The organism is Gilliamella sp. ESL0441 (assembly GCF_019469185.1).
Lineage (GTDB): Bacteria > Pseudomonadota > Gammaproteobacteria > Enterobacterales > Orbaceae > Gilliamella.
Genome location: NZ_CP048264.1, coordinates 1431895 through 1454457 on the forward strand (window position 1 = coordinate 1431895; position 22563 = coordinate 1454457).

27 protein-coding genes and 1 pseudogene are annotated in these 22563 nt (G+C 34.3%); 18 read left to right on the top strand and 10 right to left on the bottom strand.

What is annotated here, in order from left to right:
• The first annotated feature begins 66 nt into the window (after window positions 1-66).
• The 18 genes from GYM75_RS06385 (at window position 67) to GYM75_RS06470 (ending at window position 16468) form a co-directional block, all read left to right on the top strand.
• The gene (locus GYM75_RS06385; protein WP_220215150.1) at window positions 67-549 is read left to right on the top strand and encodes a phage virion morphogenesis protein; all 483 of its coding nucleotides are present in this window, start codon (window positions 67-69) and stop codon (window positions 547-549) included.
• Window positions 550-780: 231 nt separating this feature from the next.
• Window positions 781-1857 (top strand): hypothetical protein, encoded by a 1077-nt coding sequence (locus tag GYM75_RS06390; protein ID WP_220215151.1) that lies wholly within the window; start codon window positions 781-783, stop codon window positions 1855-1857.
• Window positions 1858-1922: 65 nt separating this feature from the next.
• Window positions 1923-2282: a hypothetical protein gene (locus tag GYM75_RS06395; protein ID WP_220215152.1), complete on the top strand. Its 360-nt coding sequence runs from the start codon at window positions 1923-1925 to the stop codon at window positions 2280-2282.
• Between the two features lie 59 nt (window positions 2283-2341).
• Window positions 2342-3268 (top strand): hypothetical protein, encoded by a 927-nt coding sequence (locus GYM75_RS06400; RefSeq protein ID WP_220215153.1) that lies wholly within the window; start codon window positions 2342-2344, stop codon window positions 3266-3268.
• A gap of 50 nt (window positions 3269-3318) precedes the next feature.
• Window positions 3319-3840 (top strand): gp436 family protein, encoded by a 522-nt coding sequence (locus tag GYM75_RS06405; protein ID WP_220215154.1) that lies wholly within the window; start codon window positions 3319-3321, stop codon window positions 3838-3840.
• Window positions 3837-4286 carry a hypothetical protein gene (locus GYM75_RS06410; protein ID WP_220215155.1) on the top strand — a complete coding sequence of 150 codons (450 nt, stop codon included), beginning with the start codon at window positions 3837-3839 and terminating at the stop codon, window positions 4284-4286. The genes GYM75_RS06405 and GYM75_RS06410 overlap by 4 nt, the downstream gene beginning before the upstream one ends.
• A gap of 17 nt (window positions 4287-4303) precedes the next feature.
• Window positions 4304-5065 carry a hypothetical protein gene (locus GYM75_RS06415; RefSeq protein WP_220215156.1) on the top strand — a complete coding sequence of 254 codons (762 nt, stop codon included), beginning with the start codon at window positions 4304-4306 and terminating at the stop codon, window positions 5063-5065.
• Window positions 5066-5137: 72 nt separating this feature from the next.
• A complete protein-coding gene (locus GYM75_RS06420) occupies window positions 5138-5554 on the top strand; it encodes a DUF6631 family protein (RefSeq protein ID WP_220215157.1) in 417 nt (138 codons plus the stop codon).
• A 214-nt stretch (window positions 5555-5768) separates the two neighbouring features.
• A complete protein-coding gene (locus GYM75_RS06425; RefSeq protein WP_220215158.1) occupies window positions 5769-8921 on the top strand; it encodes a phage tail length tape measure family protein in 3153 nt (1050 codons plus the stop codon).
• Entirely contained in the window at window positions 8918-10108 is a 1191-nt protein-coding gene (locus GYM75_RS06430) for a hypothetical protein (RefSeq protein ID WP_220215159.1), read from the top strand. The genes GYM75_RS06425 and GYM75_RS06430 overlap by 4 nt, the downstream gene beginning before the upstream one ends.
• Window positions 10089-10895, top strand: coding sequence for a phage BR0599 family protein (locus tag GYM75_RS06435; RefSeq protein WP_220215160.1), 807 nt, complete (start codon window positions 10089-10091; stop codon window positions 10893-10895). Before GYM75_RS06430 ends, GYM75_RS06435 begins: the two co-directional genes overlap by 20 nt.
• Window positions 10896-10905: 10 nt before the next feature.
• Window positions 10906-11142, top strand: coding sequence for a hypothetical protein (locus GYM75_RS06440; protein WP_220215161.1), 237 nt, complete (start codon window positions 10906-10908; stop codon window positions 11140-11142).
• A gap of 33 nt (window positions 11143-11175) precedes the next feature.
• Window positions 11176-11361 carry a hypothetical protein gene (locus GYM75_RS06445; RefSeq protein ID WP_220215162.1) on the top strand — a complete coding sequence of 62 codons (186 nt, stop codon included), beginning with the start codon at window positions 11176-11178 and terminating at the stop codon, window positions 11359-11361.
• A complete protein-coding gene (locus GYM75_RS06450) occupies window positions 11351-13678 on the top strand; it encodes a phage tail protein (RefSeq protein WP_220215163.1) in 2328 nt (775 codons plus the stop codon). Before GYM75_RS06445 ends, GYM75_RS06450 begins: the two co-directional genes overlap by 11 nt.
• 1 nt (window position 13679) lies before the next feature.
• Window positions 13680-14462: a hypothetical protein gene (locus GYM75_RS06455; RefSeq protein WP_220215164.1), complete on the top strand. Its 783-nt coding sequence runs from the start codon at window positions 13680-13682 to the stop codon at window positions 14460-14462.
• An 11-nt stretch (window positions 14463-14473) separates the two neighbouring features.
• Complete coding sequence (locus GYM75_RS06460; protein WP_220215165.1) at window positions 14474-15217, top strand: hypothetical protein; 744 nt, start codon at window positions 14474-14476, stop codon at window positions 15215-15217.
• 17 nt (window positions 15218-15234) lie between these two features.
• Window positions 15235-15939 (top strand): hypothetical protein, encoded by a 705-nt coding sequence (locus tag GYM75_RS06465; protein ID WP_220215166.1) that lies wholly within the window; start codon window positions 15235-15237, stop codon window positions 15937-15939.
• A 1-nt stretch (window position 15940) separates the two neighbouring features.
• Window positions 15941-16468, top strand: a complete 528-nt coding sequence (locus GYM75_RS06470; RefSeq protein ID WP_220215167.1) for a tail fiber assembly protein — start codon at window positions 15941-15943, stop codon at window positions 16466-16468.
• A gap of 547 nt (window positions 16469-17015) precedes the next feature.
• Here the strand turns inward: GYM75_RS06470 and GYM75_RS06475 are convergent.
• From GYM75_RS06475 to GYM75_RS06520, 10 genes and pseudogenes are all read right to left on the bottom strand, one after another.
• The gene (locus GYM75_RS06475; protein WP_187755338.1) at window positions 17016-17453 is read right to left on the bottom strand and encodes a hypothetical protein; all 438 of its coding nucleotides are present in this window, start codon (window positions 17451-17453) and stop codon (window positions 17016-17018) included.
• A gap of 264 nt (window positions 17454-17717) precedes the next feature.
• Window positions 17718-18053 carry a DUF6156 family protein gene (locus tag GYM75_RS06480; RefSeq protein WP_187755339.1) on the bottom strand — a complete coding sequence of 112 codons (336 nt, stop codon included), beginning with the start codon at window positions 18051-18053 and terminating at the stop codon, window positions 17718-17720.
• A gap of 33 nt (window positions 18054-18086) precedes the next feature.
• The gene (locus GYM75_RS06485; protein WP_220215168.1) at window positions 18087-18401 is read right to left on the bottom strand and encodes a hypothetical protein; all 315 of its coding nucleotides are present in this window, start codon (window positions 18399-18401) and stop codon (window positions 18087-18089) included.
• Window positions 18402-18727: 326 nt separating this feature from the next.
• A complete protein-coding gene (locus tag GYM75_RS06490) occupies window positions 18728-19078 on the bottom strand; it encodes a hypothetical protein (RefSeq protein WP_220215169.1) in 351 nt (116 codons plus the stop codon).
• 390 nt (window positions 19079-19468) lie between these two features.
• Window positions 19469-19765, bottom strand: coding sequence for an SMI1/KNR4 family protein (locus GYM75_RS06495; RefSeq protein WP_370632166.1), 297 nt, complete (start codon window positions 19763-19765; stop codon window positions 19469-19471).
• A gap of 15 nt (window positions 19766-19780) precedes the next feature.
• On the bottom strand, window positions 19781-20275 hold the full coding sequence (locus GYM75_RS06500; RefSeq protein WP_220215171.1) for an SMI1/KNR4 family protein: 495 nt from the start codon (window positions 20273-20275) through the stop codon (window positions 19781-19783).
• Between the two features lie 69 nt (window positions 20276-20344).
• Window positions 20345-20929 (bottom strand): imm11 family protein, encoded by a 585-nt coding sequence (locus GYM75_RS06505; protein WP_220215172.1) that lies wholly within the window; start codon window positions 20927-20929, stop codon window positions 20345-20347.
• An 82-nt stretch (window positions 20930-21011) separates the two neighbouring features.
• Window positions 21012-21159: pseudogene (locus GYM75_RS12385) on the bottom strand (PoNe immunity protein domain-containing protein); the annotation flags it as partial.
• On the bottom strand, window positions 21152-21379 hold the full coding sequence (locus GYM75_RS12390; protein ID WP_220217293.1) for an RHS repeat-associated core domain-containing protein: 228 nt from the start codon (window positions 21377-21379) through the stop codon (window positions 21152-21154). The pseudogene GYM75_RS12385 and the gene GYM75_RS12390, both read right to left, overlap by 8 nt.
• A gap of 521 nt (window positions 21380-21900) precedes the next feature.
• Window positions 21901-22356, bottom strand: coding sequence for a hypothetical protein (locus tag GYM75_RS06520; RefSeq protein ID WP_220215173.1), 456 nt, complete (start codon window positions 22354-22356; stop codon window positions 21901-21903).
• Between the last annotated feature and the right edge of the window lie 207 nt (window positions 22357-22563).

Consider the following 22563-nt stretch of genomic DNA (forward strand, 5'->3'; position numbering starts at 1 on the left):
ATAAGTAAGGATTTGAGGCTTTGGCAGAAGCTGCTTACTTACATTCAAAATAGTATAGGTGAAAAAATGACTGGCGTAAATATTGAGTTTAATATACAAAATGCGCTTGATGCTATGCTTCATATTGAAGCGGCCATAGATGATACTCAAAGTTTATTTAGTCATATGGGCGAAGTATTACTTGATATTCATGAAGCACACTTTAATGCCCAGGAATCGCCCGATGGTGTACCGTGGAAAAAACTATCTCCTTGGTATAAAGACTCAAAACCCAAACAAAAAGATAAAATTTTAACGCTAGATGGTAATCTAAGAAGTACGTTGCATTGGCAGATTGAAGGTAATACTTTGTTATTCGGTACAAATTTAATTTATGGCGCTATCCATCAGTTCGGCGGTACAATTAAACCAGTTAAGGGCAATGCATTAAATGTGGGAGGATGTCCTGTAAAACAAGTGGTAATTCCAGCAAGACCATGGCTTGGCATTAGCGCCCAAGATAAATTACTCTTGGTCGATGTTGTGCGTGAGCACTTGGGTTTTGCTTAAAACGCAATATAACGCGTTTTAAGCCACTTTACTAAAAAAGGCTAATTAGTTTATTTACGAATCGCTTTAATCGTGTTGTAAATGCTTTATAATAAGTTTTTAGTGTATATTTCTTCTATTATTTTGCCGTTCCCCTTTTCAAATCATTAAAAAATTATCTGCCCGCGTTCAGATTACCCTTTTCTCAAAATAAGTCATGATGCTCTATATCAATTTACTGGAGCATTTTTTATGGCACTTATTCCCGTTTTTAAACCTGGTACGCATACTGCGGTAGATGGTCGAAAAATCACAGTTACTTTAGAAAACTGTATTGATTTAGCTGAAAGCTATGATCCAACGCTATCTGAAGCACCTGCTGTAATCGGCCATCCCAAACTAACAGCTCCAGCTTACGCATGGGCAAAATCATTTGAAGTAAAAGATGGTTTGGTTTATGCAAAGTTAGATCAGATTAATCCAGAATTTGCTGAAGCCTATAATGCGGGCAGTTATAAAAAACGCTCACTTTCAATTTATTTACCGGATTCACCAGGCAATCCTAAACCGGGTCATTACTATGCGCGGCACATTGGTTTTTTAGGTGCAGCAGCGCCTGCTATTAAAGGTTTGCCTGATGTTAGTTTTGCCGAATCTGACGGCGAGCAAGGTGCTGTTGAATTCTCTATGGCTGATGAAGAATTTGATGAGAATTTGATTTCAATTTTAGCTAATTTGCGTGACCTGCTGATTGAAAAAGCCGGCATTGCCAGTGCTGACCTATTTTTACCGCAATGGCGCCTTGAATCATTGCGTGCAATATCCGACAGAAAACAAAAGGAGAAAGAAAAAATGCCACAACCTTTAGACGCTAGCTTTGCCGAACAACAAGCAACAATTGACGCTAAGAATGCTGAACTAGCCAAACGTGAACAAGCATTGCTAGAAAAAGAACAAACTAACAAGCGAGCGGAATTTGCTGCCTTTGTTGATGAACTAGTTAAAGATGGAAAATTATTACCTGCGCATAAAACTACAGTTGTTGAAGTATTTATGGCGTTGGGTAGTGAACCAATTTCATTTGCTGAAGGTGATGCAACTGTTAACAGTTCCCCAGTTGATTTAATCAAAAAAGTACTTTCAGAGCGTCCCGCTTTTATGAACTTTGCTGAAAAATCGGCTGCTAGTGATAGTGAAGATAACGTTGACAAACAAGATCCAAAAGTCATTGCTGATGCTGCCAAAGCCTATCAAAAAGAACAGGCAGACAAAGGCAATACAATTTCAATTAGCCAAGCCGTTACGCATGTAACCAAAGCTAAAAAGTAAGAGCATTAATTACAGGCTGATTATTAATGTCAGCATCATTTTAATTTTAACCAAAAGGTTTTTATATGAATATTCCAGGATTAACAGTAGCAAAAACCGCTGAAGGCGAAGTTAAACCACGCGTGATTGTCTGTCATGGTAGTGAAGATGGCCTAGCAAAAACAGCGATTGACGGTAACGCATTATTAATCGGTGTATCAACAATTGTTGGTGGTGGTAACGGTGAAGTGTTTGATGTTGTGCGCAGTGGGTTGGCACAAGTTTTTTATAGCGAAGCAATTGCAATTGGTGATCCAATCACAGCAAATGCCGATGGTCGAGCTAAAAAAGCGATGTCTGGTGATTTTATTATTGGCTATGCCGAAGTTGTGGGTGATGCCGATGAGTTAGGCACTATTTGGATTGCACCAAGCAAACAAGCTTAGCCTTTTATTTAACTAATGGTCTATGACCTTTAATAAACACGTTTTAATAGGAGTTTTATATGCAACGCCCTTTTCCAGTCGAACCGCAGTTGACTGCAATTGCTATCGCTTACCGTAATAATAAGTTAATTGCCGATGAGGTTTTGCCCCGTGTGCCTGTTTCTAGCACATCATTTAAATGGCTTGAATTTGATTTTTCAGAGCGATTTACTTTGCCTAATACAAAAGTTGGTCGGACGTCACAACCGAATCAAGTTGAGTTTAGTGCCAAAGAAAAAGAAAGTTCAGTTGAAGATTGGGGACTCGATAGCCCTGTCCCTCAAGATGATATTGATACAGCCATTACAGGCTATAACCCACTGGGTCATGCCGTTGAGGCCACGACTGATTTAATTTTGTTAGATCGTGAGGTTAGAGCTGCAAATTTGCTTTTTAATGGTGCAAATTACAACAATAAACAAATATTAACTTCTGCTGAGCAATGGAATAATCCTGATAGTAACCCAGTAGCATTAATAACGGATGCATTTGATTCAATGGTTCAGCGTCCAAATATCGGCACACTAGGACGTCGAGTTGCCACAATATTACGTCGTCATCCAAAGATTGTTTCAGCATATCATGGAAATGCCGGTGAAAGTGGTTTAGTTCCTCTCGGATTTTTAGCTGACTTATTAGAGCTAGAGGACATTTATGTCGGTGATGCATTTTTAAATAGTGCAAAACCAGGTAAATCGCCGGCATTACTTCGTGCGTGGGGCAATAAAGCATCATTCACGGTACGCAATAAATTAGCAAATACTAAAGGTGGTGTGACGTTCGGTTATACAGCTCAATTTAAAGATCGTGTTTCGGGTTCGATTGTTGATCCTGATATCGGTTTACGGGGTGGTCAACGTGTTCGAGTCGGTGAATCGGTCAAAGAGCTAGTTGTGGCTAAAGATGCGGGCTATTTGTTTGAAAATGTTATTCCAGCAAACAGTTAATAATGTGAACAACAACCAACGGTAATTTATCGTTGGTTTGGGTAAAGATGATGAATATTCATTACATTACATTGCTAAATTTATCCGAACGTCCAGGACTCGTTGAGCTATCGCAATTAGTTGCTCAAGATGGTGAAATGCCCGTAGATGCTAATTTATTGGAAGTCATTATTAATGGTGGTGATGTTTCAAATTGGTTACCTGATGATGTTATTAATGCAAATCGAGCAATCTCACGCATTAATGAATCAATCGCTGATGCGCAAGCCGAGATAAACGGTTTTTTACGTCAACGCGGGCACAAACTACCATTAATTAAAGTACCACGTCTGTTAGCTGATTGGGCACGCATTATTGTTCGTTACAAATTACATCGCAATCGTGTTTCTGATGAAAAAAGCGATCCAATAGTTCGTGATTACAAGCAAGTGATTAGCTTTTTAAAACAAGTTGCGGATGGTAAGTATTCATTGGGTATTGAAGATACTCTACCGGTCGCAGGTGGTGTACCAAAACAGACTGGACCGGTAAGAGTATTTGATATGAACACGCTTAGGGATTTTGGACGATGAGCAGCGTACCGTTTGATATATCAGTCATTGCGGACAAACTCAAGTTATTACTGCAAGACAAAACCTTAGTGTTTGTCGGTACCAGTGCTGAATACAGCAAATTAACCGATTTAACATCGGCGCCAACACCAGCTGCTTATGTATTGCTAGGTAAAGAAACACCGAATGACAAACTTGTAGGAACACGACAGTCAGTAAGTGTTAATTTTGGTGTTGTGATTGTTGCACGTGATGCTTCAAGTTTGGCAACCAATATTCAAAATGTTAAACAGCTTGCTAACCCTGTTATTGGCGCGATTCGTGATTTGTTAATTGGTAAAACAGTTCAGTTTATTGATGGAGTTCGTCCAGTCACTTGGGTTGGTGGGCAAACGTTAGGTTTTCAAAACGGCGTACTAGTGTGGATTGATTCATTTCAAACCCAACACTTCATTGGTAGCCGATAAAAGTTTAGGAGAAAGATATGTCAGATTTATTAATGAGTTTGCAAGGTACCATAAACCTTGCCACCCGTAATACCGCCAGTTCACCAGCCCGCCCTGGTGCATTTCGGCATGTCGGCACGGCAGATTCTTGCGAAATGGAACTCAGTGTTGAAACGGTAACACAAAATGAATCCTACACAGGACAACGCTTACAAGTCGGTGAATTAACACTGGGTAAAAGCGGCACTTTAAATCTGACGTTAAAAGATTGGTCAATCGAGAACATTGCGTTAGCGCTTTACGGTGAAAAGATTATTGTTGAGGCAGGTATTGTTACTGATGAAAAATTACCGGAAGGTTTAGTTGTCGGTGACCGCATAAAATTAGCCCATCCATTTGTTGCAGATGTTGAGTTAAAAACGGCTGATGGAACAATTTTAATACCAGGTACTGATTATGAAATTGAATCAACATATGCCGGATTAATCAAATTATTAACCACGACGGCATTAGCTGCAACGGTAGATTATTCATATGCTAAAAAAGAGAGCCTAGGAATATTCACACGCCAACCACCTGAACGTTGGTTTATGTTAGATGGTATTAATACCGACCGCGAAGATGAACACATTATTGTGGAATTATTCCGGGTTAAATTTAATCCGATTTCGAATTTTTCGTTGCTACATAATGAAGGGTACGGTGAATTACCACTTACTGCTACGGTTTTGGCTGATATGAGTCAAAACAAGGATAGTTCGCTTGGTTATTTTGGCTCATACGTTCAAAAGGCGAAATAAATTTATTTTATTATGCGGTGATGTGTCACCGCTAATTATTCAACTATCTAATTTTATTAGCAGGTAAATAACATGGCAGAAAAAGTGACAGCAACAAAAGAAGAATCAAATGATTTAGCAACATTAATGCCAAATCGTGAAATCGTGCTAGCAGGAGAAACAATTACAGTACGTGAATATTCATTTAAAGATGCACTAACAATCGGTAACGAAATTGACCAGTTCGTTACATTAATCGTTACAGAAATGAACGGTACAAACAAAATCACTATTGAACAAGCCGACACAATTATTATGGGTAATTTAGAGTTAATTTATTCGTTAATCAGTACCTCTATTCAAAAACCGATTTCGTTTATTGAAGCGTTGTCATATGAAGATGGTTTACAACTACTTGATTGGTGGTGGGTTGTTAATTCTCGTTTTTTTATGAACGCGGTAACCCGCAAAATCATTCGGCAAAACGCTGCAAAACAGGCAAATCAGTAAGCTGGAGTGAGGTTTTCACACTATTAATTAAAAACGGACATGATCCACAGCAGTTACTGCATTACACGCAACGCCAATTACTGCTGTATTACGATGAATTAATTAAGTTACAAAATCGAGAACGAGCCAACCGAATTGAAGATATTTGTGTTGGGTTTAATGGCGGTAAACAAGTCAATAAGTTTGTAAAACAGTTACGCGGAGAGCAATAATAATGGCTAATAACGATATGAATATTGCAATGAAGTTCACGGCTGACGTGAATCGTGCTAAAAAAAATATTCATGACGTCGGTGAGCAGCTAAAAAACGTCTATGAAAAACAGACTGATGCAATGAATCGTGGCCAACGGGCGATTATTGAATTATTGCAACAAGAAAAAGCTGAAGAACGGGCTCAAGAGGCAGCAGCTAAAGCCGCGAAAGAGCATCAAAAAGAAGTTGAAAAACTGCGTCAAGGTTTAGACAAATTACTGGCTAGTATCGATCCAGCGACTAAAGGTTTAAGCCGCCTAGATGAATTAGAAAGTAAATTACGCAAATCTAGAAAAGCAGGGGTAATTGATAGAGATGCGTTTGATGATTATCTGGGAAAAATCAATAATCAACGTGCTGCATTATCAACGGTTGATTCGATAAATGAAGGCACTAAAAAATTGGTTGTAAATACTAAATCTGCCCATAGAAGCTTTTTTATGATGTCAAAGCAGTTAGCTACTGGTAATTTTAATGGTATTGGTAATTCGTTATTTTCAATTGCAAATATGACGGGAAAATTGCCACCACTATTTAATGTCGCAGCTCTCTCAGTTGGAGTGTTTATTGTTGCAGTGTACAAAATGTGCCACGTAGTTAGTACAATAATTTCAGAACACGAACGGTTTAATCGAGCATTGATTTCTACTGGCAATTATGCAGGCACCACAGCTGGTGGACTAGAGGCAATGTCCCAACGCATCGGAAAAATCAATCATAACTACAGTGAAACACGTGAGGTCATAGCTGAATTAGCCGCGTCTGGTAAATTATCATCAAACTCAATTGAAAATATTGCCTCAGCAGCAGCTTACATGTCTAGTATCACTCAACAAAGTGCTCAGGAATCTATTCAATCATTCAAAGGTATTGAAGATTCTGTTGTTAAATGGGCGATGACCAGCAGTAAACAATATAATTGGTTAGATATTGCTACATATCAACGTATAAGTGCATTAGAAGAACAAGGAAAAACTGAAGAAGCTATTGCCATCGCCACAGATAAATACGCTGCCGTTATGGAAGTTCGTGCAAATGAAATGGCAACCCAATTAAATTGGTTAACAAAAAATTGGCAAGATTTCAAAAATAATGTTAGTGAAGGCAGCAATATAGTTTCATATTTATTTAAAAATAGTTTGTCATTAACATCTGATGAGGAAGAACTGGAGCAACTGAAAAAAACAAAGTCACAACTACAAGAAAAAATTAATGAGTTGAAATTAACTAATCCATCCAGTGGCTGGTTACAAATTTATGCTAGAGATATAAAAAAATTAGACAATGACATTGAAAACTTACAAATAAAACTGAAGCCATCTAACTATGCGGCTAATTTACAACGAGAGCAGCAAAAAATTATAAAAGATGCTGTAATTGCAGGAGACAAATTAAATAACGTTTGGAAAAATAATCGCACGGAGTCTGAAAAACAAGCTAATGCATTAGAGGATTTACGAAAAAATTATGCTGCACTATGGAAAACAGTAGATGGACGTAAATCACTGGAATCGAAGGACGTAACATCTATTGACGGTAAATCATTTTCTGGCGGTCAATATGATAAAGATGTTAAGCAAATTACTGACAAAGGTATTCTTGAATACAATAAAGGGGTTGAAAAATCACTAAAACTGACAACAGAATTGCAACGAGTGATGTATGAAATCAACAATGGACAATATAAAAATGCATCACAAGCAGAAAAAGACAGAGCCATTGCTCTAGCGAAACAAGTTGACGCAAAAAATGTGGCAAAAAACAAAAAAACTGATTTTTCATTATCAAATGACAAAACCAATTTATCACTACAGCAACAGTTAAATGAATTATTACTTGGTACAAAGGCAAGTGATGATACAGTTGAACAATGGTACAACAATCTATTGGCCCAATTTAAGAAAACGGGAAATAAAGAAGGTATTGATTTAATCGACCAAATTTTACCACTGAAAAAAGCTGAAGTGAATTTAAATGAAATTACCACCAAAATTCAACAAGCACAATCACGTCAATCAACGAAAGAACAAAGTATTCAAGCACAAGTAACTAGTGGTTTAATTACACAAGTTGAAGCGCAAAGCCAATTAGTCGATTTACACAAACAGACAGCGCAAGAACTGGCAAAGTATTTACCTATCCTGCAAGCCATGACTGAATTACCAGGACAAGCAGGCGAAAATGCACAGAAAGCACTTGCGACACTTCAGTTACAAATTGCAGAACTAAATAAAACTACTGATGCACTCACAAATGCATTTAAAAGTGGATTGCAAAGCGGTATCCAAGGTAGTCTCGATTCTTTAGCAAAAGGCACATTTGAATTAAAAGATGCCCTACAAAATCTAGCGCAAAGTATTTTATCGTCAATGGCGCAAGTAGCGACGAAAGGTTTAGCTGATATGGCAATGAATGGACTATCAAATTTAGGTAGTTCGTTATTTTGTGCTGCCACTGATGCTGCTGTTGATAATGCAAGTGCTGCTGCTTCTGCAGGGCTGATGGAAACAGCAATTGCAACAAGTAGCGCGACTGGCGCTGGATTGATGGGGGAGTCAATATCGATGTCGGCAGGTATTGGTGCAGAAACGATTTCAGCATCGATGGTAACAGCCGGAACAACAGCAGGTGAAATTATTAGTGCAGCAATGATTTCGGCATCAAGTGCTAGTGCTGGTGCAAATGCAGGTAGTTCAGCTATAGGTGCGGCAGCAGTAGCTGCTGCAACAGGTGGTTATATTACAGGTGCCGGAACATCAACGTCTGACTCGATTCCGGCAAAACTATCTAACGGAGAATATGTTGTTAAAGCGGAATCCGTTAAAAAATATGGAGTTGATTATCTTCATGCAATCAACACGGGACGATTACATCGTTACGCAACTGGTGGTTTAGCTTCAAATGCCAGCAGTCCGAAGGCACCAAATATATATGATGAAAATTTAACATCACGCGCAACAAATCAAGCTCAGTCGGCTCCTGTCATTCAACAAACTCTGGTTCTTGATAGCGGTGAAATGATGAAGTCTGGTATTAGTTCTGTTGATGGTTCAAGGGCATTAATGACGTGGATTCATGCTAATGCACCAACGTTAAAGCAGGTGTTATCATGAAAAACATATTTTTATGGCAAGCTGAACCAGATTGGACTAATGGCATAACTGAAATACTGGAATGGAAAACCGATATTTTACAATCGTACAGTGGCGCAGAGCAACGCATTGCTCGGCGATTATCACCACGTCGGACGTTTGAATTTTCAATTCTAATTAATGGTAATGAACGTTCACGATTTGAGAACCGATTAGCATTTGTGGGTGGTAATTCTTGGTATTTTCCTGTTTTTACGGATGTCACCTATCTCGATGATGACATTAATAGAGGCGCTACAATTCTTCCGTGTAGCACAATTGGTCGTGATTTTGTTATTGGCAATAAAGTGCTAATTAAAAGCGAGATTAATAATGTTAATCAATCGGCATTGCTCGAAATTGTTTCTATAAATGAAAATTCAATCACATTGGTTAATCCAGTGAAAGCTCAGTTTTTGGCTGGCGCCTGTATTTATCCGATTCGATTAGCCGTACTAACAGATATGCCAGAATTAACTCGGCATAATGATGACCTGTTGAGTGGACAAATTCGTTTCAGAATTAGCGAACATAACGCATTTAGTAACGATATTTCATATCTACCTGTTTATCGAGATTTTCCTGTATTGACTATGTCCCCTGATTGGTCTGAATCTCTCAAATGCCGATATGAACGTGTTTTATTTGAATTAGACAACAGCTTAGGCATTCCAAAACGATTAGATACAGCAAAATTACCATTTTTTGTAACAGAATTTCGTTGGTTTATGACTGAACGAAATGAGCAAATGCAGTTACGTAAACTATTTTATTATCTCAATGGTTGTCAAAAGAACATTTGGATATCAAGCCAAGCGAGCGATTTTAATGTTCTAGCTGTTGATGGTCGAGTTCTTGAAGTTGAAAACACTGGATTTAATGAAATCGATCTAATGCCTGGTCGAAAAGATATTGTTATCAATTTATGTAATGGTAATGCGCTATATCGTCGCATTGAACTCGTTGCTGTAGTTTCTGATAAAATTGAACGTTTATTACTAAATGAATCAATTAATGTAAATGCTGAAGATATTTTGTCAGTTTCATTTTTAACGCTATGCCGGTTAGATTCAGACTCTGTCAGTTGGGAACATGTAACAGACGCTGATGGGTTAGCAAATATAACGTGCAGTTTTCGAGGAGTTCGTGATGAGTTGGAATCAATTTGAGTATTCAACAAACAATGGCAAACCATTAACGTTATACGAGTTTATTCGTAATGAACAAAAATACTATCGCTATACCAATGCTGACAGAGATATCGATTTTAATGGTATGAAGTGGACAAGTGAAGCTATCAGTAATACAGGGTTGAGCATTGGAACAGGCAATAATTTAGAAATTACATTACCGTCCATGTCTGACGTAGTTCGATTGTTTCGTGGTGTACCGCCAACCAAACCCGTTGTAATCAAAATGTATCAATTCCACGGAAATGACAATGAATTTAGGGTTATTTGGATTGGAAAAATTCAAGAGGTCAAACGTGAATCAATTGAAAAAGCAAAGTTGATTACAGCCAGTATAGCCAGTTCGTTTGAGCGTAGTGGTCTACGATTGACATACGGACGTTCATGTCCCTATGCACTGTATGACCACAATTGCAGAATTAAACAAGAAAACTATAAAGCAGCGAATATCGAAATTATTGCGCTTGATGGAGCAAATATAACCGTCAATATATCTAATGTAAATAATGGTTATTTTTCAGGCGGATATATGGAATTTTATATCGATGGTATACAAGAACTACGTGGATTGAAAGCGCATGTTAATAACGTTATTGGAATACTCGGAGGCACTCAAGGATTACAAAAGGGAATGAAAATTAATTTATATCCGGGGTGTGACAAAACAATAAAAACATGTGATGAGAAATTCAAAAATCATCTGAATTATGGCGGTCAACCTCATATTCCTGGTGTTTCACCGTTCACAATCGTCAAACTATTTTAGGAGAAATTTTATGTGGTGGGCTGTTGCTAAATTTGTTGCTGTTATTGTTGCCAGTTATGTGATTGCACGTGTTACTGCGAAACAACCTAAAAGTAATCGTCCAACAGCGGCAACCGAAGATGATTGGAATATGCCGATACCTGATGAGGGTACACCCCAATGTATCTTTTTTGGTGATTGTTGGACTGCGGATTGGTTTGTACTAGGTTACGGTAACTATCGTTACAGTGCAATTCGCAAAAAATAACTAATCTATGAGTGAGTAATGATGAAAATAACAATGGAGCATATTCGCGCTAGTGGCGGTTGCGCGTGGGGATTACGTGAGTTTTTTAAACGTTACAATCTGGATCTCGATGCGTTTATTCGTAATGGATATATTGATTCAGAAACCGTTTTAAAAACTGGTGATGCACTAGCAATTCGTATAGTCAAAATTGCAGAGGAGCAGAAAAATGGGCGGTAGTTCATCAAAAAAAGTGACTGTTGGTTATCGGTATTATTGGGATCTGTTTTGTGGATTAGGTCGAGGACCAATTGATTCTATTGTTGCAATAACCGCAGATAAAAAAGTCGTGCTAATGTGTACTGAAAATGAAGGGAATTCGTCGTGCTCTATAAGAATTAACAAACCAAATTTATTTGGTGGAGATGATACTGGCGGTGAAGGAGGTGTACAGGGAAATTTGGAAATAATGATGGGTGAATCAAACCAATTTCCAACAGATAATCTACGTAGTATTTTAAAAGGGTTAATTCCTGGATTTCGAGGGTTAGTTACAACATTTTATTCAGGATTAATCAGCTGTTACAGTACATCACCAAAACCATGGTCGTATCGAGTTCGTCGAACAACAAAAGGTTGGGATAAAGACAATGTATGGTATCCAGAAAAATGTTTGATTTTATTGCGAGATGATTTATCGGAAATTGCTGGTATCGAAACTGAAGCAAGAAGCCGCATAAATCTGAGTAAACGTTTAATAAATAAAGAAAAGTATAAGCGAGAAATTACAAAACTACGCATGGCATTAAACTATAATATTAAAAATATTCATGCAATGAATGCAGCACATATTTTATTTGAATGTGCAACGAATCGAGATTGGGGGCGAGGTCTGAGTTGGAATGAAATTGATATCGAAAGCTTTAAAAAATCTGCCGATACACTATTTAATGAAAAGTTTGGTTTATGTTTTCGATATAATCGCCAAGATCAACTACAAACATTTATACAACAGGTTTTAGATCATATTGGTGCAGCTCAATATGCAGATCTATCAACAGGAAAATTAAAGTTAAAATTGATTCGTAATGATTACGATCCGAATCAGTTGCCGCTGTTCACATATGATAACGGTATTTTGTCAGTGCAAGATGATGATAGTGCGAGTAGCGATGCGTCATATAATGAAATCGTTGTTACCTATCATAATCCAGTCACACATGAGGATGGTAGTGTTAGAGCACAAAATCTAGCATCTATACAAAATGTTGGTTTGATTAGTAATTCAGTTGAATATAAAGCAATACCAACACAAGAATTAGCTGCTAGACTAGCTGAACGAGATTTAGAAATGTGCGCAGCGGGAATTACACGTTTAATTATTAAATTTGATAGACGTGGAGGCATATTAGAGCCAGCATCGTGTTTTCGCGTTTCACTACCTGATCGCGATATTGAAAATATGATTTTACGCGTGGGAAAAATAGAAGAACAAAGTGATGGTTCTTTATTGATTACTGGAGTGCAGGATGTTTTTAGTTTGTCTGAAACATCATACAGTAGCAATACACAGACAAATGAAATTATCATCCAAGATGACACAATCAAAACTGTAAATAATGTCAAATTAATTGAACTACCATATACACTGCTAGTATCAAGATTGAGCGCGGCAGATTTAGATTATTTAAAACCATCGTCATGCTATTTAGGCGTAATGGCAACCGCTCCAACATCGATGTCAATTAATTATCTATTACAGTCACAAGTGAGTGGAGCAGATTCAATTAACCAAAATCAATGCGATTGGACACCTAGTGCAACACTAATTAATGATATTGAAAAACTAACAACAAATTTCGAAATCAAAATGGGAATGGATTACCCAATTTCAATTGGAGAAGGAATTATCATTAATAACGAATTCATGCGTATTGATGAGTTTGATATGGATAAAAATATTTTAACAGTTGGGCGGGGTTGTGCCGATTCATTGCCAGAATTTCATAAAGCTGGGTCAACAATACGTTTCTATATGAGTGTGTTAGAAACAGATCATATTGAATATATTAGTGGTGAAACAGTCAGAATCAAACTGTTGACACAAACTAATTCAAGCAGGCTGCATGAGGATATAGCACCTGTTGAAAAAATAACAATGTCACATAGACAAATTCGCCCATATTTACCAGGAAACATTAAAATTAACGATATTTTATATCCTGACATGATAGAACAATCTGATTCATATGTTGTAACGTTTGCTCATCGGGATCGTATACTGCAAGCTGATCGGCTAATTGATTGTTTATCAGATAATATTGGTCCAGAGATAGGAACTGAATATATAGTTGAAATTTCTGATTATTACTCAAATGAAGTGATCTGGAGTTTTAACACTACTGATTCATTAATTGTACTCCCCTATGTGACAAATCAAGATTACATTTATGACGATCGTCACATACTAACATTATATAGTAAGCGTGATGGCTACGAATCATTATATAAATATACCGCAGAACTGCCGGAAGGTCATGTTATGGTTGGAGTTTAATATGTCTGAAAATGAATATTACTATGGACAGGGAAAAGTATTTTTATCACCGGTTAATTCAGGGCAATGGCGATGGATTGGAGATGTATCATCGTTAAAAATTAATTTTGAATTTGAAGAACAATATAGTAAGCGCAGCATTGGTGGTCGCCTGGTTAATGGTAAACGATTCGTGACATTTAATGGAGGAAACATTACAGCAACATGGTTTAATCGTTCCCTAGAAAATCTGCAATTATTATTAAGAGGAAAGTTTGTAACACATCAACAAAGTTGGACAACAGAAGAATTCAAAAATATAAAATCTGGTATGACAATTTCACTACAACATCAAAATATAAGAGACGTTTTTATTGAAAATCTAAACGAGAATATTGATTACACTGTAGATTGTATAGCAGGCTCTATTCAATTTCTAACAAATCCAAAATCACAACAGCTATTCGTTGAATATGATTATTCGGGTGTAAGTGGCATTAGTATTTTAAATAATGAACCGAATGATTTTTCATTACGTTATGAAGGAATAAACATAATAGAACAAAAGCAGATTAATATTGAGCTGTATCGATTGTCATTAGATCCTATTGAATTTATCAGTTGTATTGATGACAAATCAGAATTTTCGAATGTTGAAACCAGATTACAGTTATTACCTGATTTGTCAAAAAATCCAAAATCTGATTTCGGACAATTCGGCAGAATAATACAGTTCAACGATTTCATCAATATTTTATACGACGATGGAATTGCATATGATGAAAAATACCAATTTGCATATTAGAGGAATCATAGATGGAACATCTAATTGAAGAAGTAAAATGGGAAGATGAAGTATATTTGATACAACGAACCGATCGCGTTGGCGGAGGGGTTCGTGGTGTAGCAAATAAACCTCATGGTGAACTAGCAAACCGTACACAGTATTTAAAAAAAGAGGTCGATAATATTAATTCAGCATTAGAAAATACATTATCTACAGCAAAGGATAAATTAAATTTTGATGCCAGAAATTATCGTATTGAGAATGTTGGAAAACCCGAAAAAAAAGGGGATGCTGTAAATAAAGAATACACGGATAAAGCAGATAATAATCTACAAAAACAGGTTAATCAGTTAAAAGAAGCACAAATTGGTTACGAATCAGTTGGTAATTTTCAAACCGGTTGCACATTAAATACACGTAATGAAATTGTTTATGATGAACAAACCAAAAAATATTATGCGTGGGCTGGTAATTTACCATATAAAGTCGTGCCTAAAACTAATGTCATTGATGAAATTAACAATGGTAAACCATGGTTAGTGATTGAAAATTCGAACGAATTTATAGCAAAAATTGAAAGCATAAAACAGATAGCACAAAGTGTAGCAACTCAATTTTATGGATTTAAAAAAGATGGTGCAAAACTGATTTTAGAAATAGTTGGAAATATTGATAACAAAACATTACATATTTCTGAATTTCTTGAGTGGATAATTGCACCTGGTGGGTGTGAATTTATTGTTAATGACAAAGAACTATTGATGGTTATATAAGAAAAGAGAGGTTAAAAATGGCAACAATTAACTTAGGAAACATCAGATTCAACTGGTGTGGCGAATATGCCAGTTCAACACAATACACAAAAGATGATGTTGTGGGATTTGGAGGCTCAAGCTGGATAGCTCGTAAAAATGCAAAAGGTGTTAATCCTGCAAAAAATGAATTTTGGGATTTGATGATTGCCGGAGCTGAAAAACCATATGTTATAGGTGAACAAAAACTAATGGCGTTTAGAGCTTCTGAGCTTCCCTTTGGGTGGTATTTTAGAAATGGCGACAACTACTTACTCGATTCACCACAAGGCCGAGCATTAAACAGTTTATCTGCAAACTACAAAGAAGATTACAAAATAACTATTAAAGTAATTAATGGTCAACAATATATCAATGTACCCACCGCATTTGCGCCTGATGGCAGAGGCTACTTTGAGCGGGCGGTTAATGGCATAAATCGACAAGTAGGCAGCATTGAAAATGATGCAATAAGAGAAATCGATGGGCATTTTGATACTGGTGTTGTAGCAAATCACCACGAGTACACGAGAGGTGCATTTAGCGGCACGCGAGCAATTAATCCAACAAACGCGGCGTTTTTAGCAACTTATGATTACACGGTGTGGGGTTATGATTTTCATGCTTCAAATGTAGTACCTACCGCATCAGAAAATAGACCAATCAATATCGGTATGACACCAGCAATCTATCTAGGAGTTTAATATGATTAATTATTATTTCGATAACACAAATGAATTCAAACCATTCACACACGAGCTAGAAGCGAATATCGACACATTGCCACCCGATAATGCATTACGCATACCTCCCGAATTCAAAAACGGTTGTTGGCCATGCGAGCAAAATGGCACATGGATTTTAGTTGAAGATAATCGAGGAAAAACGGTATATAACATTAATACGAAAGAATCAAGTACAGTTGATTATCTCGGTAAAATCAAAGAGGGTCATACACAACTTGAACCATTTGAATTTTGCAAATGGGATGGAAAAAAATGGATTTTAGATGAAGAAGAAAAACGAGATTTTAAAATCAAAAAAAATGTAACTATTAGAGATTCTTTACTAAATGAAGCTAACGCTGAAATTGAAATTATTAATCGTGCAGTCAAATTACATAGAGCATCCGAAGAGGATAAACAACGATTAAATAAATTAGAAATTTACACTATAGATTTATATGAACTAGATTTAAATAACATTGATGTAGTATTCCCTGATAAACCGTAAATTGTAATTCACTTTCAAATATAGAAAAAGATGGCGTGGTTAATTATCAATTAATTTAAACAATAATTATCTCACGCCGCATCACCTATTAATTATCATACGCCAGATTGTGTTTTTCGTCATGGACTATTCTTGTTTAGGTCGATATTAGCACTCGAAGGTAACTTAAGATTATTAATACTTTGTTGAATATTAAATCCCAATTTATCCAACAATAAATGTTTCAATGACAGGAGAATGATATGACGATTTTAGTACACTGATATTGATAGATTTGATGAAATTTTTGTAATGTCAAAGAGTTAATTAAAAATTTCTAAGTATGAAAGAATGCGTATAAATTTGTCTTAATTATTTAAGACAAATCTAAAAAGTTAGTAATAAATGAGCTACTGTCCATTATTATATTCTAATAGAAATATTTCCTCAGAAAGCTATTTTGAATTTGTAGGTGGTGTTATTTTATCTCTACTTTGGGTTACCCTTCCAGAAAAATATGTATGAAAAGTTGACTGGTTTATTTCTACTTTTCAGCATTTATTCATGGTTAACGCCCTAAAAAAATATCTTTACTGGATCTAAAACTCTCATCTTTAATTTGTTTCTTCTTTTCTATTAAATAGTTATTTGCTTTGATATATATATCTTTATCGCATTCAATGTTTAAGATTAATTTATTATTACTCTTATTTATGATGTGAAAATGATTATCCTTATAATCAAAAATAATATCTTCTACCGCTGTAGCACCTTTATTAAAATTAGATAAATTATAATAATATCTGAAAGTTACATATTCTTTTGAAATATTAATAAAACCACACTCTTTTTCTTTAACCTTAGAAAAAATTTTTAATGTAAAAGAATCATAATCCTTATCATATTGATAGGATTTTATATAAAACTTAGGGCTAAAAATGAACACAATAAATAATAGAGATATTATTAAAAAGATTATTACTGAAATTAACTGATACAATTTCATTTATACCTTCTGCTTGAGATGCATTATACGGAAAAGTTGCTCATTGTCTTTTAAGCATATTATATCTTTTTGGGCTTTTTTAAATATCAAAATTATCAACGTACTTTTTCAAAATTAAGCATCTACATATTATCTAATTCGAATGATATAGGGATTAATTTAAAACGGCTTAAATGAGAGGTATCACTCATGCGCTTACTTATCCGCAATACAGAATGAGAATTATTAAACAAACTACATGTGTTTGGTATCTCATGATTTAATTTAGTAATATTTCTTTTTTTCCTCATTAATATCGGTGATTTTTACTTTTATTAATTTATTTCTTTCATAGACATAATCGTATCTAAAAAAAAGCTTTTCATCGTTATATTTTTCAACTACTTTAAGTTTTTTATTTATATAAATCCCTTTTAAATAATTATTTCTAACTTTTACACTATCAGCACCAATCTCATTGATTAATTTTATTGGATGATTATATCCGGCAAAACTTTTATAATATTTTACTTCTTCCAAAATAGTTTCTTTGAAACCGACGCATTTAGATGCACCAACCTTAACTTTCTTTACTATCTTTTTCAATTCACCAATGCCCATATCTAATCTAATGAAATATATACATAGTTTTTTTTAAATCAATTTAAGAGTTTGGTTAAATATATCATCTAATTGATCCATATAAGAAGTATTCCATTCTTCAATCTTAAAATCATTTATTTTAGATAAATCAAACGGATCAAAATGATAAATAACAACCTTAAATATAGACTCCATAATCCATAGAATAGATTTTAAAATATCTTTATTGATTGATTTTATATTCAAACGATAATATTCAATTAATCTATTGATATTAAATATTAATTCTTTAAATAAAGAATTATCAAAAACTCTTCTTAGTAGGTCTAATAAAATCTTTGACCGTATTCCAAAAATAAGAGCCAAATAGTCTATCTCCTCCTGCCATCAACCCAAACGGGTCAACTTCCGAATTAGAACCAAACGTACACGCATAAAAATTCGGTTTATTACCTGCTTATTTTATCGGGGCTTGGCTAATATATAAGCTGGTTTCATGATTATAATAACGGGTGCGATTTTAATCCCCCCGTTTCAAGATTCTCATACTGTCCCTGTTGCCGGAGCGGTATATCAGTATCATTTCATTGGGCAACTTTCTGAATTATTATTTTTAAATTTCTTTAATTGAACAATTCATTTTTTATACTTATTTCCAATTGAGTTGAAGTTCCAATGTTATAATTTAATTATTAACTTTCATTTTCTATTTCCTCTAAAAATATATCCTGTAGATTTCCATTAAGTTTTTTTCCTTTATATAAAAATTGGAAATTTTCCTCTTGTCCTTTCAGATAACTAACACCGTCAATAATACCTAATAAATTAGAAACGGTATCTGTAATTGACAATTTTAAAAAAGATATAAATTTATCTTTGTCTTTTACATCTAACTTATTATAAAGAGATACTCCATTTTTCCATTCCCCTTCAGGTAATTCATCTTGTTTATTATTCAAATTACTCAAATTAACTTTATACTGATCTAAATTATTTTTTAATACTTCTAAAATTATATTATTTACAAATTCTACATCGTTCATATTTATTTATATCTTATTTCGGGCTTTTTTAAACGCTTCAGTATACATCTCTTTAAACGCTATGAGTTCTTTTAGCTTTGAATTTGGAATATCTGAATATACTCTTTTAAGTTCTTTAATGTCTCTAGCTAATAAATTTTTGCCGTATTAATTCCTTTTATACTCTTTGAAACTACAGTGTTTGTTATAAGATTTTTTATTGTATACCCCTGCTTTAGGAACTAACTATAGCTGGTGCTTTTTCTAAATCGTATTTAGGTATAAATTTACTCATTAATCCTCAAGAATTCTTAACTAATTTACCAAATCTTATTGATTCCTGATGGTAAGAATTTAGGTTTTATCGCAAAAATGAAAAAAAATACAACTTTTGGATTTGCTTATTATTTATTATAAATTATAAGCTTCATCTTCTGTTTTCATCCCGTAGATAAATTTTATTAATGAATCTGATATAAAACGTATTGTTGATTCTGGACTACCATCGTAGTCTTCTAAATATCCTATATATATCTTATCATCATTAGCATTAATGCAATATGGATATCCTCCATCATCGATAGCAAAAGGTATATAAGATAAAGGAATTAATTTCTTTTCAACAGCTAATGATTGATATAATTCTTCTAATAAAATATCGTTTTCACATTGTTTATATTTCATAGGTAAAAATAGTTTAACACTAATATCTACATCGTTATCTTAATCTATATAAAAATATTTTTCTCCTTCAATTTTACTTCCGTTATATTGAATGTATAGCTCAACTAAATCTTTTGGAAATGTAAGATTCATACTCTTGCTTACATCCATAATATCAGACTCGGTTAACTTTATTCCTGTATTTATAAATTTTTGCATTATTATGTATTTTCTATATATATTTTTTACATGTAGTATACATTCTTGTTTCTTAGAAATATCGACGGCCTCTTTATAAGCCTGGGTAAAATCAGAGCTTCTTCTGCCATTTAGTTGTATTGTTACAATATTTTTTTGACTTCCTGTTGTTGGAAATAAATCAGCATGCCCAGTAAAATCAACAGTATTTGTTTCAGTCATTAACCCGAGCGGATCAACTTTTACATTGCTGTCAAAAACATACGCATAGAAATTCGGGTTGTTTCCTTCAAGTTTTATGGAATTTTGACTAATAGATAAGCCGGTTTTAGGATTATAATAAAGATCTGTTTCCAAATTCTTTAACTGTCCTAATAATTAAAATATTAATAAACCAACTTTATATAAGTTGGCTTGCGAGATTTTTTAAATATCTGTATAAATACTATATCCTTCTGGGACAAAATCTAAGCCTTTTAATTTTGCAACTTCACATCGCTTTGTAAATTCTTTGGTCACAATGATATATGCTTTTTTTTCTTTCATCCTAATAATATCGTAATTTTTCAAACCATTAGAAATTATATATAATTTCTTAATTTGGATTACAGCGGTTTTACCATAAGTTTTAATATCATAAATAGATTTCTCCATATCCATACATGGAACTACTTTCAAAACATTTAATAAATAGTAATCATTATTAATATTTCCCTTTTGATCAGAAATAGTTACATTTATAAATTGAATTTGTTTGTCATTTTCTAAATCTTCAAAGTTGTTTTTCAATCTCTTACTAACTAAAGGAGCATTGTATGTAGGCAAAATATCATAATTATTTATATAAGAATCTATTTTATCTACACTAAACAATAGAGGTTTAGATACCGAAATTTCCTCTCCTTGATTAAATATTTTATTAGATAGCTCATTTTGCTCTTCATCATAAACAAAATATACATCTCTCTTGTAAAAAGCTGTTAGTTCAAAATACATAATATTTTTTTGCATTTAATTTTACCATCTATTAGTCTTTTACCAGTTTAGCTACTATTTTTAGAATTGTATTTTTAATTTTGAGTATTCCATATTGTTACTTTTTCCAATGCGCCATATCGTAAGGGTAGTATGGTTGGTCTTTTAGGGGGGATGTCGTCTAAGCCAAGTATTTTGACTAATGCATAACTTTCAAAGCTCCAATAGCCTGTAGGAATATTCCATTTGCTTTTATGATCATCGTGTCACCCTTATCTGCAGAGTATCTCTTTTACTTACATAAAGCCCCAGCGGATCCACCGTTGTATTACTATCATACGCATAAAAATTCCGGTTATTACCTGCTAACCATATCGGGTCTTGGCTTATATAAGTTCCCGTATTACTATCGTAATATAGGAACCGATTATAATAAAGCCCGTCTAGTTCCTTATCCTCATACTGTCCCAGTTGCCTGAATGAAATAAATTATTTATTGTTAAACGAATCTTCCCGTATTCTGCCATAGATGTCAAACTCCACCTGCCAATCTAGCTCACCTTTATCATCATAAGCCTGAGCGGGTCTGCCCAAACAATCCGATACAATCGAGTAAGACTTACCCTCGCATAGCATATGCTGTGGGAAGATAGCTTTACACTTCTTAATTTTTAAAATTAAGAATTTAAAACAGCTCGAAAAACTCTGAAAAAACAAAAAAACGCTAAGCCGCCAAAAATATATAAAAAAACCACTCTGAAACCGCCCAAATAAAAATTGATAGCGTGTCAAAAGGTGAAAATGTAGAACAAGTGAAGGGATTTAAGCAATTTGGTACAATTATGGATAACTTTTTATTTTGGGCTGCTTTGACAGCCAAAAACTGACAAGAAACTGAATTTTGCGAAGCAATATTTATAAACCTGTGGCTTTGCAACACCTTTTTTTATTCTGCTTTTGGAGCGGAAAGGAATTAAAAAAACCGCTTCAATCGAAGCGGTTTTGTTTTAAAGTTTACTATAAATTTCTTTTAGTTCTTTTTCATATTTTTTTGCATTTGGAATACGAGTAGCTTTTAGATAAGGCTCTAATCCAGAAGGATTAGTTTTAAGCAAAAAATATTCAATTAGATAAAGGAGTAAAAAACTTTTTGAGTAACCAAGTATTGTTTCATTATCATTTTCTTGTTCAGGCTCTTCTCCATTTGGATATTCTTCATCAATTTTTGCATTTTCAAATTTTTGTATTTTATATAAGACAAATTTATTGAAAATTTCTTTATCCATTTCGAGTAATTTCATTGCTTCTTCTTTTGACAAATTTGCCAATTTCATCTTTTGTTCATCACGACTTGCGACAGGATCTCTATATTCGCTAAGAACTTTTAGCCTTGTTCTTTTCTGTATATTATCAACTAAATTTTTATATTGAATTGAATCAAGTATTTGTTTTGCAATTTCCATTTTATAATCTTTATTTATTACCCAACATCTACACCTTTAATAACGGCATTTAAATCAGAACCTACGGGACAATTGCTTCGTGTTCCCACTGAGTTAATTTTATTAGGTTTGAGGGGGTGTGCCAACTCTTTGTGGTATATTTGTATAATATGATTCTAAAGAATAATCTTTTACCGAAGTAACTTCTGCTTTTCTATTATTAACTTC